This is a genomic window from Blastomonas sp. RAC04, assembly GCF_001713435.1.
Classification (GTDB): domain Bacteria; phylum Pseudomonadota; class Alphaproteobacteria; order Sphingomonadales; family Sphingomonadaceae; genus Blastomonas; species Blastomonas fulva.
In genome coordinates this window covers 2,885,751-2,899,032 of sequence record NZ_CP016460.1, presented here as the reverse complement: position 1 = coordinate 2,899,032, position 13,282 = coordinate 2,885,751, and the positions used below count along the sequence as shown (strand labels likewise).

Genomic DNA, 13,282 nt, shown 5'->3' with positions numbered 1-13,282 from the left:
GCAGCCGAAGCCGGGGTGGGCCTAGTACCAATGCCGTTTCAGGCCCACCCCGGCCCGGGAAGCCGGGCCTGCCCCTCCCGCCTGCGGGAGGGGAGAGGGTTGCAACTGGCCGCCTTCGCTCACAACCCCAGCACGGTCTTGGCGATGATGTTCTTCTGCACCTCGTCCGATCCACCGAAGATCGTCCACGCGCGCGAGTTGAGGTAGCGGCCCGCGGCCATCTGCGCATCGACCGATGCCACCGGCTCGGGTGCCTCGTTGCCGTAGAGCGGGCGTTCGGCGGGGAGCTGCAGGCCATTGAGGCCGTGGATCTCCATCGCCAGCGTGTCGAGCTCCTGCCTGAGGTTCGCTGAGAACAATTTGACCAGCGATGTCTGCGGCCCGGGCGGGCGGCCCTTGGCGATCTCGGCGAGGATGCGCAGCTCGCTGATCTCGAACGCCTGCGCGCGCAGCCGCAGCGAGGCAAGCTTGCGCGCGATCACCGGATCGTGCGCGACCGCGCCGTTGGTGCCGCTGGGCACGCCGCCCGCAGCCACCATCAGCCGGTCGATATCGACCAGCAATTTGGGCGCGAAGCACGATCCGCCGCGCTCGTTTTCGAGCAGGAACTTGGCGATGGTCCAGCCCTGGCCTTCGTCGCCGATGCGGTTGTCGATGCTGCTTGCGGCATCGTCGAAGAACACCTGGTTGACCTCATGGTCGCCCGCCATGGTGATGATCGGGGTGACGGTGATGCCGGGCTGGTCCATCGGAACGAGCAGAAAGGTGATGCCGCGCTGCGCCGACACGTCCGGATCGGTGCGGACCAGGCAGAAGATCCAGTTGGCGTAATGCGCGTGCGTGGTCCAGATCTTGGAGCCGTTGATGCGGTAGTGGTCACCCTCGCGCACCGCGCGCGTCTTGAGGCTGGCAAGGTCCGATCCCGATCCCGGCTCGGAATAGCCCTGGCACCAGTAATCCTCGGCCGAAAGGATGCGCGGCAGGAAGCGCGCCTTCTGGTCCGGCGTGCCGAAGCGGCAGATCACCGGGCCGACCAGCTTGAGTCCGAGGACCGGCAATGCAGGCGCGCCGGCATAAGCGCATTCCTTCTCGAAGATGTAGCGCTGCACCGGGGTCCAGCCGGTGCCGCCATCCTCGACCGGCCAATGCGTCGCCAACCAGCCCTTCGTATGCAGGATTCGCTGCCATTCGAGGCCGATGTCGGGCTCGACGAACACGCCCGGCGTGCGCCGCGCGCCATCGATCAGGCGCTCGGTCAGGTGAGTTTTTAGGAAGTCGCGCACCTCGGTCTGGAAGGCGAGTTCATCGGGGGTGAAATCCATGTCCATGCGTCAAATCCCGCCAGTTCCGGTCGCCCAGAGGATGCTGCGGCGCAAGAGTTCGTAATAGATGGGGTAGTTCCACGCGCATTTCTCGGGATGCGGGTAGAAATCCTGCATGCCCGGCAGATCGTAATGCCCGCGGCAATGCCCCAATGTGTTGTAGAGGATTCCGCCCGCACCGATCGCGCGGGTGTAGATCACCGGGACGATCGTCTCGGGCCAGTTCGCATCGACAAAGCCGGTCGCCTCGCCCGCAAAGCGCGTCTGCGCCAGCGTGCGGATGTCGCTGACCTGTTTCATCAGATACAGTTCGTCGACCACATCGAAATCGGCGATACCCCGCGTCACGTCGTGGTCGCCGTCGACGATCTGAACCGTGAACGGCGCGCCGATCGGCGGGTGCGCCTTGAACTGCGTGCCCAGCATCTGCATCACATCAGGGCGTTCCTCGGGGCTGTCGACACCGGCATCGGTGAAGCGCAGGATCGAGTTGGTGCCGTGCAGCGCCAGCCAGCGGCCACCGTTTTCCAGAAACGCGGCGATCGCCTGAGCCTCCGCCTCGGACGGCATCAGGTCGCAGGTATAAGTGACCAGGAAACGGCACGCGGGCAGCCGCTCGGCAACGCCGTTGTAGTCATGCGCAACGGTGGTGCGGATGTTGTCGTGCTCGGCGAGCAGTTTGAGCAGCTCGAGCCGGGCGAAGTCTATGTCGTGGTATTTTCCCGCCGCGACAAAATGCGCATCGATCCGTTCAGCCATGCCTCAATCTGCCCCTTAGCTGCGGAAATTTCCACCGCCATCGACGGTGAAGTCGACACCGGTGGTGAAGCTGGCCTGATCGGACAGCAAAAAGACGATGGCGTTGACCACCTCGGCCGCTTCACCGACGCGGCCCATCGGGTGGTTGGCGGCGAACATCGCCTCGACCTCTTCCACGGTGCCGGGGAGCGCTTCGAGATAGCGTTCGAACATCGGCGTGCGGATTGCGCCGGGGTGGACGGTATTGGCGCGGATCGGCAGCCCCTTTTCGGCGCAATCGAGAGCGATCGTCTTGGTGAGCGCAGTGACCGCCGCCTTGGACGCGCAATAGGCGGCAAAGCCCGAACCGACCCGCAGCGCGAGCATCGAGCCGATGTTGACGATCGCGCCGGGGTCGCCCGAGTCCGCGATCGCGGGGATCGCCGCGCGGCAGCCGTTGAAGGTGCCATTGAGGTTGATGTCGATGGTGCGCGCCCAGCTATCGAGATCGACATCGGTCACGGCTCCGGGCTCCGAAATTCCAGCGACATTGACCAGATGGGTCAGCTTGCCGAAGGTGGCGACCGCCGCCTGCACCGCCGCCTCCCATTGCGCCAGATCGCGCACGTCGAGCGACACCGCCATCGCGCGCTCGCCGAGCTCGGATGCCAGCGCCTTGGCCTTGTCGAACTGGATATCGCCCAGCACCACGCTGCCGCCCTCGGCGACGATCCGCCGCCCGGTCGCGCCGCCGATGCCTTCCGCCCCGCCCGAGATCAGCGCGACCTTGCCCTGCATAAGTCCCATATTCTAGCGCTCCAGTATCGCGACGGCGGAAAGGCCGGGCGCGCCATAGACATGGCTGTAGGCGGTCTTGGGGCTGCCCGGAACCTGCCGCGCGCCGCCGCGTCCGCGCAGTTGCACGGTGTTTTCATAGACCTGCCGCAGCCCCGACGCGCCGATCGGCTCGCCGCAGGCCAGGCAGCCGCCATCGGTGTTGACCGGAAGCCGCCCGTTGAGTTCGGTACGCCCTTGCGCCAGCCACTGCTCCTGCTCGCCATCCTTGCAGAAGCCGTTCTCGGCCATGTGCATGATCTCGGCGCCCGATTCGGTGTCCTGCAACTGTGCGACATCGATGTCCTCGGGGCCGATCCCTGCCGCCTCGTACGCTGCCTTGCTGGCCAGTTCGGTCGGCTTGCCGCCGCGCTCGACGCTGATCGCGGGGGCAAACACCTCGAACGATCCGGGCGGCCGGGTGCGCACCGCGATGCTGGCGATCTTCACCCCGTCCGCGCCAAGCTCGCGCGCCTTCTTCTCCGACGCGATGATCAGCGCCACCGCGCCCTCTGCCGGAGAGCAGAACATGTATTTGGTCAGCGGATCGTTGACCATCGGCGCATTGAGGATCGTGTCGAGGTCGACCGGCGAGCGCCGCCAGGCGTGCTCGCACAAGGTACCGTTGCGGAAGGCCTTTTCCGCGACCATGCCCAATGTCCGGCGGCTGATGCCGTGCAACTGCATGTACCGCTGGATCTTCATCGCGAAGAACTGCGTGGTCAGCATCATGCCGGTTTCGCCATACCATTCGGGCAGGCCCCAGTCGCCGGGCTTGGCGTTGAACGCGCCGCGCGGGTGCTTGTCGAACCCCACCGCCAGCGCGACATCGCATTGGCCTGAAGCGACCGCATTGCGCGCCGAGGACAAGGCGCTGCCGCCGGTGGCGCAACCGTTGGAAACGTTGATGAAGGGAAGTCCCGTAAGGCCAAGCTCATTGACCATGATATCGGCGTTGCCCGCGCCTTCGGAGCCGCCATAGGCGCATTCGATATCGGTCCAGTCCAGCCCTGCGTCCGCCAGCGCCTGGCGCACCGCGAACACGCCCTGATCGCGCCCGGACCGGCCGTCGGTGCGCCCGAACGGGTGGATGCCAGCACCGATGATCTGGACGTTGGTCATGCGCCTGCTCCTGCGGGTTTGAACGCAAAGGTCGACCGTCCCGGTGCGAACTCGGTCAGAACCATTTCCATCGCCATCCCGATTTTCAAGTCAGCGAGCGCGGCTCCCTCTATCCGGGTCTCGACGATCACCTGCCCCGGCAGCTCGACATAGCCGATCAGGAACGGCGTGAACGCTTCGGGCCCGGCATAAGGCGGTGATTTCGGGCGGAAATCCTGGCTGGTCCACGACCACAGGGTACCGGTACGCGAAAGCGCAACCGCATCGAAATGCTGCGCGGCATCGCCTTGCGGCATCGGGAAGACGATCTCGCCGCTGACGCGGTGTCGCCCGCCGATCAGCTGCGGTTCGGCTCCGTCGGTCCACAGCCCCACGGCCACCGGTGCGGGCGCGCTCATGCCGCCACCCTCAAGGCCTTGGGCGCATAGCTGTCGAGCCCGCTTGCCGGGTCCCCCAGCCATTGCGACAACAGCAGAACGCGCTTGTGCGCATGGCCGATCTCGAGCTCGTCGGTGGTGCCCATGCCGCCATGCAGCTGCACCGCCTCGCGCCCGATCTGCAGCGCGGCTTCGGCAACAATCGCCTTCATCCCCGCGATTGCCGCTGCGTCGGCTGATGTCACCGCGGCGATCAGCGCGCTTTTCGCCTGGTCGACCAGCGCATAGCAATCGACCATCCGGTGCTGGATCGCCTGGAAGCGCCCGATCGGCTGGCCGAACTGCTCGCGCTGGCGGACATAGGCAAGCGTGTCGTCGAACAGCCGCTGGGCGAGGCCTGCCATCTCGGCGGCGGCGACCAGACGCGCGGTGGACAGCACCTGCTCGACCGCAGCCCATGCGATATCGAGCCGGGCGTCGCGTACCACCTCGCACCCGCGCAGCTGCACTTCTGCGGCAATGTTGCCGTCGATGACCTGATAGCCCCGGCGAAACACGCCGGGCGCATCGGTTGCGATCACGAACAGAGCGGGCTCGCCATCGAGCACTGCGCTGACCAGCAGCCAGTCCGCCGCCATGCCGCCCAGCACGAAGGTCTTGTCACCGCTGAGCGTATAGCCCGACGCATTTTGCCTTGCGGTGGTGCTGCGCGGTGTGGTGACATGGCGTCCCTCGGGCTCGAACAACGCGAGCGCTGCGACCGCTTCGCCGGATGCCAGCGCCTCGATCACGGGATCGCCTTCGCGCAACGCCTTGCCCGCCAGCGCCAGCGGCAGCACCGCGTTCTCCAGCCAGTTGTCAGAGGATATGCGCTGGCCGAAGCTCTCGCCGACGGCGACGAGGTCGATCAGGCTGCTGCCAAGCCCGCCTCTGTCTTCGTCCAGCGCCATCGCAGTCAGCCCCAGCGCTGCCATCGCCTGCCAGCGTGCACGATCGATGCCGCCGGGATTCGCCCGCTGCGCCTTGCGCGTGGCGATGTCGCTGCCGTCCAGAAATCGCTCGACCGAGGCGCGGAACAGCAACTGGCTTTCGTCATAATCGAAATTCATGAGGCCAGCCCGAAGCGCACCGGCACCGAGGAGGGACCGCGCAGCATCATGTTGGGATGATAGGCGATTGCCGCCTCGTCGGTGAGTGTGATGGCGCTGATGCGCGGCAGCAGTTCCTCGAAGGCCACGGTCATTTCCTTGCGGCTGAGCATGTTGCCCACACACATATGGATGCCGCGCCCGAAGGCGAGATGCGTGCGCGCATTGGCGCGATCGGCGATGAAGGCGTCGGGGTCTGCGTATTTTTCCGGGTCGCGGTTGGCGGCGGCATAGCGCATCATCACCATCGCGCCCCTGGGCAGCGTCACCCCGCCCAGTTCGGCGTCCTGCTTCATCACCCGCCAGATTCCCGACGACGCGCTTGCCAGCCGCAGCATTTCCTCGATCATGTTGGGGATGATCTTGGGGTCGGCCTTGGCCTTGGCGAGCTCGTCCGGATTGCGCGCCAGCAGGATGATCCCTTCGGCGAGCGTCGCGGTGGTGGTCTCGTTGCCCGCGACCAGCAGCTGCTGGACGATCGACAGCAGTTCGCCATCGTCCAGCGGCCGCTCGCCATCGACCTGGGCGTGGACCAGATCGGAGAGCAGATCGTCGGTCGGGGTCGCGCGGCGCAGGTCCATCTGCGCCTTGATCGCGTGCTGGAACTCGACCACTTCGCGCGCGCATTGAAGCTCTCGCTCGAGCGGCACCATGCCGCCCAGCCGGTCGACGAACGCATCGGTCCAGCGCTTGATCGTGCCGGCATCCTCATGGGTCAGCCCCAGTTGCTCGGAGATCATCCGGATCGGCAGCGGAATCGCGAAATCGCGGACGAAGTCGATGTCGTCCTTGGCCAGCATAATGTCGATGAGGTCGTGCGCGATCTCGCGGATATGCGCTTCGAGCTTGTTCACCCTGGGCGCGGAGAAGGCGAGATTGACCAGCTTGCGAAAGCGCGTGTGCACCGGCGGATCGGCGGTCAGCAGCGTATCGACCTGCGGCCAGCCATCCTCGAGGATCGCCTTGACCTGCGGGTCTTCCGAGCGCGCGCCCGAGAGCACTGCCTGAAAGTTGTTCGAAAACTCGTCGGTGCGCGCGGTCGCCTCGCTGACAAGCTTGTGACTGAGCACCAGATACAGCCCGCTGGCCGCGTCATGATACACCGGCTGGCTGGGAATCATCGCCTGATAGAAGGCGAACGGGTCGGACAGCACGTCCGGATGGAAAAAGCTTTTCTGCTCTGCCGCCACCGTCACTGCCTGCTCCCGCGTTTCTGGTCTGTCATGTCCCTGTCATAGCCCGCGGTTGCAGCGAGCGGCGATAGTCGAAAATGCTAGGATGCGGCGAATGGCGTGCAATAACGAAAATTGCGCAATTTGTGTTATCGGGGTATAAAATGGGTGGGATAACAGCACAAGGAACAGGCGCATGAATGTATCCATCGGCGAACGCTGGGAAACTTATGTCGAGGCTCTGCTGAAGACCGGGCGCTATGGCTCGGCGAGCGAGATCGTCCGCGAAGGGCTGCGGCTGGTCGAGGAGCGCGAAGCCAAGCTTGCAGCGCTGCGCGAGACGATCGACGCGGCGATTGCCGAAGACAAATGGCACACGATGGAAGAGGTCGAAGCGCAGCTTGAGGCCGATCTCGATGCGTGGGAAGCCAAAGCTGCGAAGGTCTGATGCGTTCGCTCCGCATCAGTGCGAGGGCGCAGGCCCAGCTTCGGAAGATATCGGCCTATATTGCACGCGAAAGCGGCCATCGTGGTCTGGCCGATGCCTTCAGGCGAAGGCTTGTTCAAAAAGGGCGAAGGCTGGCCTCGCTTCCCGCCCCTCTCAGCTGTGCGTCATCACCCCGCCATCGGCGATGATGCCCTGGCCGGTGATGAAGCGCGCATCGTCGCTGGCGAGGAACGCGATGACATCGGCGATATCCTCGGGCTGGCCGAGACGCTTGAGCGCGGACTTGTCGCGATAATAATCCGCCGCCTCGCCGTTCTCGAGCATGCCTCGGGTCATTCCGGTGACGATGCAGCCGGGCTGAACGCAGTTGACGGTCACGCCATAGGGGCCGAGCTCCATCGCCAGCGATCGGGTGAAGCCCAGGATCGCGTGCTTGGACGCGGCATAGGCACCCAGCCCCGCATCGCCATAGCGTGACAGGATCGATCCGGTGTTGATCACCCGGCCTGCCCTGGACGCCTTGAGCAGGGCAAGGCACGCCTTGGATAGCCGCGCGGGCGCGAGCAGGTTGACGTCGAGCCCGAACTGCCACTGGTCATCGGTCAGTTCGTCGAGCGTGCCCACCGGGCACACCCCGGCGTTGTTGATCAGGATGTCGAGCCCGCCCAGCTGGCTTTGCGCGGCCGCCGCCAGCGTCGTGATCGCCTGGGGGTCGGCCAGGTTGGCGATGTGGTTGAATGTGCCCGCCAGCCCCTCGCTGCTGATGTCGCAGGCCAGCACCGTCGCGCCATCGGCGAGCAGGCGGCGAACCGTCGCCGCGCCGATCCCCGATGCGGCCCCGGTGACCAGCGCCTTGCGTCCGTTCAGTCTGCTCATGCTCGTTCCTTCGTGGATTGGAGGCAGGCCATCTGCGCAGCATCCATGCCGCATGTCCAGCCTGTCGGGTCGCGCGCCGTCAGGCGATCTTGAGGATCATCTTGCCCTGGTTGGACCCTTCGAACAGCCGCATGAACGCGGGCAGTGCGTTGTCGAGCCCTTCGTCGATATGCTCGTCGACCACCAGCCGTCCCGATGCTGCCCATTCGCCCATCTTCGCGCCACCCTCGGCAAAGCGCCCGACATAGTCCGCAACCAGCAGCCCGCGGATCGAGGCGCGGTGGACGATCAGTTGCCAGATGTTGCGCGCACCCACGGGGCTGGGCGCGTTGTACTCGCTGATCAGCCCGCACAGCCCGATGCGTGCGCCATGGCGCAGGTTCATCAGCCCTGCGTCCAGAATGTCGCCGCCGACATTCTCGAAGATCACATCGACGCCATCGGGTGCCACCGCCTTGATCGCGGCATCCAGCGCGGCCATGTCCTTGCCGCGATAGTCGATGGCGTGATCGAAGCCATAGCGATCCTTGAGCCGTGCGCATTTTTCCGCGCCGCCCGCGATGCCGATGGTCGTGCAGCCCAGGATCTTGGCGATCTGCCCGACCAGCGAGCCCACCGCTCCTGCAGCGCCGCTGACCAATACGACATCGCCGACCATCGGTTCGCAGACATCGATGAAGCCGAAATAGGCGGTCATGCCCACCGCGCCGAACAGCGAGAGATAGTTGGTCACCGATGGCACCGCATGCGGGTCGATCGGCTGGGTGAAGCCGCCCAGCGTGCCGACCGAATAATCCTCGATGGCGTTCAGTCCCAGCACCCATTGGCCCTTGGCGAAGCCCTCCGCGCGGCTTTCCTCGACCACGCCGATCGTGGTCGCGCGCACCGGGGCGCCCAGCGGGATCGGCGGCATATAGCTTTCCGCATCGGACATCCAGCCGCGCTGCGCGGGATCGAGCGAGGCATAATGGTTGCGGATCAGGAACTGGCCGTCCTCCAACGCAGGGATCGCCGATGTCTCGAGCGCGAAATCGGCTGCGACCGGCGCGCCATCGGGGCGGCGCTTGAGGATGAACTGGCGGTTGCTGGTCATGGTCTGCGTATGTCTCCGATAAAGGGAATAAGGGGTAAGGTCAGTCCGCCCCGCGGCCGCCGTCGACCAGCATCGCGGTGCCGGTGACCATGCGCGCTGCGGGGCTGGCGAGGAAGGTCGCGGCGCTGGCGATGTCTTCTGCAGTGCCAACCCGTTGCAGCGCGTTGCCGTCCATGACGAAGGCCTTGACCTCGTCGCTGTCGCCATAGGCGCCGGTGATCATCTCGGTATAGATCACTCCGGGATTGAGCGAATTGACGCGCACCTTTGGGTCCATCTGCGCGCCTTCCAGGGCGGCCACCCGGCTGAAATGCGTCACCGCCGCCTTGGCCGCGCAATAGGCCGAGCAATCGTCGAGCCCGATCAGCCCGGCGAGCGAGGAGATATTGACGATCGAGCCTGCGCTCCTGGTATCGCGCATCATCCGCATGCCGTATTTGGTCCCCAGCACCACACTTTCGACATCCGCAGTCCACAGGTCGCGGAACTCCTCGAGCGTGGTGTCGGGCAAGGGCTTGGAAAAGAACGACCCGGCCGAGTTGATCAGCGCGTCGACCGATCTGTGCGCCTTGGTCACCGTGTCGGCGAACGCTGCCCAGTCGCCTTCCGCCGTCACATCGAAGCTGTGAAATTCCGCGCTGCCGCCTGCGGCCTTGATCTGCCGGACGGTCTCCGCCCCGCGCTCATGGCTGCGCCCGGTGGCGATGATGTGAAAGCCTGCGCGGGCGAGGCGCAGCGCGGTCGCCCGTCCGATGCCCGATGTCGCGCCTGTGATGATGGCGGTCCGGGTCATGTCAGGCTCCATCCGCCATCGACCACCATCTGCGTGGCAGTCATGAACGAGGATTCCTCGCTGATCAGGAACAGGATGCTCTCGGCGATGTCCTCGGGCTCCTGCGGCACGCCCAGCGGAACGTCGGCCCAGTGCGCGGGGTCGTTCATCGCGCCTGCGGGCATCACGCCTTCGAGCAGCGGGGTCCGTGTCGGGCCGGGGCAGACGGCGTTGACGCGGATCATGTCGCCCTTGCGCCCGACCTCGACCCCGACCGCGCGCGCCATGTTGGCCATCGCCGCCTTGGCGGCCGCATAGGCGGAGATCGCGGGCGCCGCGCAATTGGCCATCACCGATGCGGTGAGCACGATGCTGCCCGTGGCGGGTTTGCCCCCGGCCTGCGCGCGCATCTGCGCCACCGCCTTTTGCAAGCCGATGAAGCTGCCCTCGACATGCACCTGATTGAGCCTGCGGAACCGCGCCATGTCCAGATCGATGATACGCTCGTAGTTGACGATCCCCGCGTTGGAGACCAGCGCATCGAGCCGCCCGTAATGGTGCACGGCAGCGGCGATGGCATTGTCCCAGTCGTCCTGGCTGGTGACATCATGGGTGAGGCCGATGCAGTGGCAGTCGGCGGCAACGCCCTGCATCCGCGCGCCATCGAGATCGGTGGCGATGACATGCGCGCCGCGCTCTGCCGCCAGCCTTGCGGTGGCAGCACCGATGCCAGAAGCCGCGCCGGTGATCAGCACCACCTTGTTCCTGATTTCGAAGGTCATGGGTTCAGATCCAGTTCGATCATGCCGTTTTTCTCTTGCGCCGGGTAATGCGAGACCCCGCAGTGTGCGGGCGGGCCCTTGGCCGCGCCGGTGGTGATGTCGAAGCGCGCGCCATGGTGCGGGCAGATGACATGCCCGCGCCGCACCCTTGCGCCAGCCAGCGGCAGCAGCGCGTGGCTGCACAGGCCATCGATCGCATGGACCCGGCCATCGCCATCGCGCACGACAAGAAATGCTGCACCCTCATGCTGCACAAAACGGGTGGTGCCCGGTGCAATATCCGACGGGGTCACGGGGGTGAAGGTCATGGCGCTTGTGATGGCGTAGAACGGGTTCGCCCGCAATCCTGCGCTTGTCCTGCAATGCACTTGCCCACCCTCAAACACGCATCACCTTGACCGGAATCGCGCTCTGCAGCGCCTGGCCGGTGATCGGATCGAAGCCGCTGGTCTCGCTGACCAGCCGGTTGGTCGATCCGCCGCGCACAGGGACCGCGTCCGGGCCGAAGTCCGGGTCGCCATAGCCGTGCGCCATCGAGATCACCCCGCGACGCAGGCCATCGGATGCCTTGGCAAGCGCGTGCACCTCGCCATGCGGAGAGGCGATGCGGATCATCTCGCCATCGGCGACGCCAAGGCCCGCCAGATCGTCGGGGTGGATGTGCGCCGGGTTGGTGGTGCGCTTGGCCGCGAGCGCGGACAGGTGCCCGCCGGTCGAATTGAAGCGGTGGCGGCTGCGGCGCGAGATCAGCCGGAAGGGAAAGCCCTGGCGCGCCGGATCGTCGCGGCCATAAGTGACGAGCTGCGCGGGCATGTCGCCGCCCGCCAGATCGAATCGCGCCTCGTGTCCGGGCTCTGCCGGTTCGACGACCGGGTGCTTGTCGTCATAGATCACCGCCTTGCCATCGGGGCTGTCGGCGCGGACCTGGCTGGGCGGCACCACGCAGCCTGCAACCGCCATGTCGAGAAAGGTCTGCTTGTCGGGACACACGTCCATCGGGCAGGGGCCCCCCGCCAGCGGCAGCCCAGTGCCCAGCCTTTTGGCGAGCCCCCAGAGCATCTCGTATTCGTCGAGCAGATCGCCCGGGCGCGGCAGCAGCGCCTCGGTGTAGCGCGCGTAGGGGATCTCGTACCACCATTCGGACAGCGACGAGATGTCGTCGCGCTCGAGGCACATCAACGGCGCGAGGATATAGTCCGAGCGGCGCGCCGAGACGCCTTCGCTGCGGATATCGACGCTGACGAACAGCTCGAGTGCATCAATCGCGCGCGCCATCTTGTCCTGGTCGGGAAAGGCCAGCATCGGGTTGCCGCCGATCGAGATCAGCGCCTTGATCTGGCCTTGGCCGGGGGTGAGGATTTCGTCGGCCAGCACGTTGCACGGCATCTCGCTCATCAGATGGGTGAGGCCGCGGAAGCGCGAGGCGGGAAAGCCTTCGCCCCACAATTTCATCGGCGGCGCGACCTGCGCGCGGCGCGGGGTGACCGGCGTGAAGATGCGCGGGATCGAGCTCTTCTCGCCCTCGCGGCAGAAGCGGCCGCACAGGATGTTGAGGCTGCTCACCAGATATTGCGTCAGCGTGCCGTTGCCCGCCATCTCCGGCCCCGTCCCGGTACTGGCCGAGCCCCTGGTGCCGCCCGCGAACATCCGGGCGGCGGCGACGAGGTCCGCTTCGCTGACGCCTGCGCGCGCGGCAGCGATCACGGGCGGGAAGCCGGACACAGCCTCTTTGAGCTCGGCCAGGCCATCGACATGGGCCTGCACGAACGCCTCGTCATACAACCGCTCCTCCAGGATCACGTGGATCATCCCCGCGAGCAGCGCCGGGTCCTCGCCGGGCTTTACGGGCAGATGGATGTGCGCCAGCGCGGCGACATCGCTGGTGCGCGGGTCGGCGACGATCAGCTTGAGGCCCCCCTCGATCGCATCGCGCAACCGGCGCGATGGCGAGAACGGGGGCAGGCCGCCGGGCGGGCCGTAATGCGAGACGATGGGATTGTTGCCGATGAAGAACGCGACATCGGCCTCGCCAAAGACATGCCCGCCGCCCTGCCACTGGCCGTACTGGAACGCGGTGTAGACCTTGGCGGGCTGGTCCAAGGTCACGCTGGTGTAGAAATGCCGGGTGCCCAGTCCTTGCGCAAACGCCATCGCAGAGGCGACGCCTGCGGAGTTCTGGAACGAATAGGTGCCCGCATAGATGGCGACGCTGTCGGGTCCGTGCTCCTCGATCAGCGGCTTGAGCTTCGCTGCGATCTCGTCGAGCGCCTGCTGCGTTGCGATCGGGGCGAAACCTTGCGCGCCCTTCTTCTGCGAAGCCAGCAGCCGTTCGGGGTGATGGTGCGCCTCGGGCAGCTGGCGGCCCTTGATGCAGGTATAGCCGCCGAACACCGGATCCTCCGGATCGCCCGACACGCGCACGACCGTGTCGCCCTCGGTCTCGACCAGGATCGCGCAATTGGCATGGCAGAAACGGCAGAAGCTGCGCTGGACCGGCATGCTGGTATCTCCCCTGGGCACGCGCCCGGCTGGCATGCCGGACCGGGCCGGCAATGCGGGCCAGCCTCGTGCTCTCATGCCCTTCACCCTAACCGATGC

Annotated in this window: 14 protein-coding genes; 1 reads left to right on the top strand and 13 read right to left on the bottom strand. The window is 66.0% G+C overall.

Going from position 1 to position 13,282, the window contains the following annotated elements:
• Positions 1–119: 119 nt before the first annotated feature.
• The 7 genes from BSY18_RS14530 to BSY18_RS14500 are packed head-to-tail and all read right to left on the bottom strand — an operon-like array spanning position 120 to position 6,737.
• Positions 120–1,328: an acyl-CoA dehydrogenase family protein gene (locus tag BSY18_RS14530; RefSeq protein WP_069050987.1), complete on the bottom strand. Its 1,209-nt coding sequence runs from the start codon at positions 1,326–1,328 to the stop codon at positions 120–122.
• Between the two features lie 3 nt (positions 1,329–1,331).
• Positions 1,332–2,081: a ThuA domain-containing protein gene (locus tag BSY18_RS14525; protein ID WP_069050986.1), complete on the bottom strand. Its 750-nt coding sequence runs from the start codon at positions 2,079–2,081 to the stop codon at positions 1,332–1,334.
• A 15-nt stretch (positions 2,082–2,096) separates the two neighbouring features.
• Positions 2,097–2,867 (bottom strand): SDR family NAD(P)-dependent oxidoreductase, encoded by a 771-nt coding sequence (locus BSY18_RS14520; RefSeq protein WP_069050985.1) that lies wholly within the window; start codon positions 2,865–2,867, stop codon positions 2,097–2,099.
• A gap of 3 nt (positions 2,868–2,870) precedes the next feature.
• Complete coding sequence (locus tag BSY18_RS14515) at positions 2,871–4,016, bottom strand: thiolase family protein (protein ID WP_069050984.1); 1,146 nt, start codon at positions 4,014–4,016, stop codon at positions 2,871–2,873.
• Positions 4,013–4,414 carry a Zn-ribbon domain-containing OB-fold protein gene (locus BSY18_RS14510; RefSeq protein ID WP_069050983.1) on the bottom strand — a complete coding sequence of 134 codons (402 nt, stop codon included), beginning with the start codon at positions 4,412–4,414 and terminating at the stop codon, positions 4,013–4,015. The genes BSY18_RS14515 and BSY18_RS14510 overlap by 4 nt, the downstream gene beginning before the upstream one ends.
• Positions 4,411–5,502: an acyl-CoA dehydrogenase family protein gene (locus BSY18_RS14505; RefSeq protein ID WP_069050982.1), complete on the bottom strand. Its 1,092-nt coding sequence runs from the start codon at positions 5,500–5,502 to the stop codon at positions 4,411–4,413. The genes BSY18_RS14510 and BSY18_RS14505 overlap by 4 nt, the downstream gene beginning before the upstream one ends.
• Positions 5,499–6,737 (bottom strand): cytochrome P450, encoded by a 1,239-nt coding sequence (locus BSY18_RS14500; RefSeq protein WP_069050981.1) that lies wholly within the window; start codon positions 6,735–6,737, stop codon positions 5,499–5,501. Before BSY18_RS14500 ends, BSY18_RS14505 begins: the two co-directional genes overlap by 4 nt.
• Before the next feature lie 172 nt (positions 6,738–6,909).
• Between BSY18_RS14500 and BSY18_RS14495 the strand changes: the two genes are divergently transcribed.
• Positions 6,910–7,161 carry a type II toxin-antitoxin system ParD family antitoxin gene (locus BSY18_RS14495; RefSeq protein WP_069050980.1) on the top strand — a complete coding sequence of 84 codons (252 nt, stop codon included), beginning with the start codon at positions 6,910–6,912 and terminating at the stop codon, positions 7,159–7,161.
• Positions 7,162–7,314: 153 nt separating this feature from the next.
• Here the strand turns inward: BSY18_RS14495 and BSY18_RS14490 are convergent, their stop codons facing one another.
• From BSY18_RS14490 to BSY18_RS14465, 6 genes are all read right to left on the bottom strand, one after another.
• Entirely contained in the window at positions 7,315–8,037 is a 723-nt protein-coding gene (locus BSY18_RS14490; protein ID WP_054135779.1) for an SDR family NAD(P)-dependent oxidoreductase, read from the bottom strand.
• Positions 8,038–8,116: 79 nt separating this feature from the next.
• Positions 8,117–9,130 carry an NADP-dependent oxidoreductase gene (locus BSY18_RS14485; protein WP_069050979.1) on the bottom strand — a complete coding sequence of 338 codons (1,014 nt, stop codon included), beginning with the start codon at positions 9,128–9,130 and terminating at the stop codon, positions 8,117–8,119.
• Between the two features lie 40 nt (positions 9,131–9,170).
• Positions 9,171–9,923: an SDR family NAD(P)-dependent oxidoreductase gene (locus BSY18_RS14480; RefSeq protein ID WP_171900242.1), complete on the bottom strand. Its 753-nt coding sequence runs from the start codon at positions 9,921–9,923 to the stop codon at positions 9,171–9,173.
• Positions 9,920–10,684: an SDR family NAD(P)-dependent oxidoreductase gene (locus BSY18_RS14475; RefSeq protein WP_069050977.1), complete on the bottom strand. Its 765-nt coding sequence runs from the start codon at positions 10,682–10,684 to the stop codon at positions 9,920–9,922. The genes BSY18_RS14480 and BSY18_RS14475 overlap by 4 nt, the downstream gene beginning before the upstream one ends.
• Complete coding sequence (locus BSY18_RS14470; RefSeq protein ID WP_069050976.1) at positions 10,681–10,992, bottom strand: Rieske (2Fe-2S) protein; 312 nt, start codon at positions 10,990–10,992, stop codon at positions 10,681–10,683. Before BSY18_RS14470 ends, BSY18_RS14475 begins: the two co-directional genes overlap by 4 nt.
• 70 nt (positions 10,993–11,062) lie before the next feature.
• Positions 11,063–13,183: a molybdopterin-containing oxidoreductase family protein gene (locus tag BSY18_RS14465; RefSeq protein WP_069050975.1), complete on the bottom strand. Its 2,121-nt coding sequence runs from the start codon at positions 13,181–13,183 to the stop codon at positions 11,063–11,065.
• Between the last annotated feature and the right edge of the window lie 99 nt (positions 13,184–13,282).

Excerpts from the sequence above, each read along its gene's own strand:
- BSY18_RS14530 (WP_069050987.1), bottom strand. The coding sequence starts at position 1,328 with ATGGACATGGATTTCACCCCCGATGAACTCGCCTTCCAGACCGAGGTG.
- BSY18_RS14525 (WP_069050986.1), bottom strand. The coding sequence starts at position 2,081 with ATGGCTGAACGGATCGATGCGCATTTTGTCGCGGCGGGAAAATACCAC.
- BSY18_RS14520 (WP_069050985.1), bottom strand. The coding sequence starts at position 2,867 with ATGGGACTTATGCAGGGCAAGGTCGCGCTGATCTCGGGCGGGGCGGAA.
- BSY18_RS14515 (WP_069050984.1), bottom strand. The coding sequence starts at position 4,016 with ATGACCAACGTCCAGATCATCGGTGCTGGCATCCACCCGTTCGGGCGC.
- BSY18_RS14510 (WP_069050983.1), bottom strand. The coding sequence starts at position 4,414 with ATGAGCGCGCCCGCACCGGTGGCCGTGGGGCTGTGGACCGACGGAGCC.
- BSY18_RS14505 (WP_069050982.1), bottom strand. The coding sequence starts at position 5,502 with ATGAATTTCGATTATGACGAAAGCCAGTTGCTGTTCCGCGCCTCGGTC.
- BSY18_RS14495 (WP_069050980.1), top strand. The coding sequence starts at position 6,910 with ATGAATGTATCCATCGGCGAACGCTGGGAAACTTATGTCGAGGCTCTG.
- BSY18_RS14490 (WP_054135779.1), bottom strand. The coding sequence starts at position 8,037 with ATGAGCAGACTGAACGGACGCAAGGCGCTGGTCACCGGGGCCGCATCG.
- BSY18_RS14485 (WP_069050979.1), bottom strand. The coding sequence starts at position 9,130 with ATGACCAGCAACCGCCAGTTCATCCTCAAGCGCCGCCCCGATGGCGCG.
- BSY18_RS14480 (WP_171900242.1), bottom strand. The coding sequence starts at position 9,923 with ATGACCCGGACCGCCATCATCACAGGCGCGACATCGGGCATCGGACGG.
- BSY18_RS14475 (WP_069050977.1), bottom strand. The coding sequence starts at position 10,684 with ATGACCTTCGAAATCAGGAACAAGGTGGTGCTGATCACCGGCGCGGCT.
- BSY18_RS14470 (WP_069050976.1), bottom strand. The coding sequence starts at position 10,992 with ATGACCTTCACCCCCGTGACCCCGTCGGATATTGCACCGGGCACCACC.
- BSY18_RS14465 (WP_069050975.1), bottom strand. The coding sequence starts at position 13,183 with ATGCCGGTCCAGCGCAGCTTCTGCCGTTTCTGCCATGCCAATTGCGCG.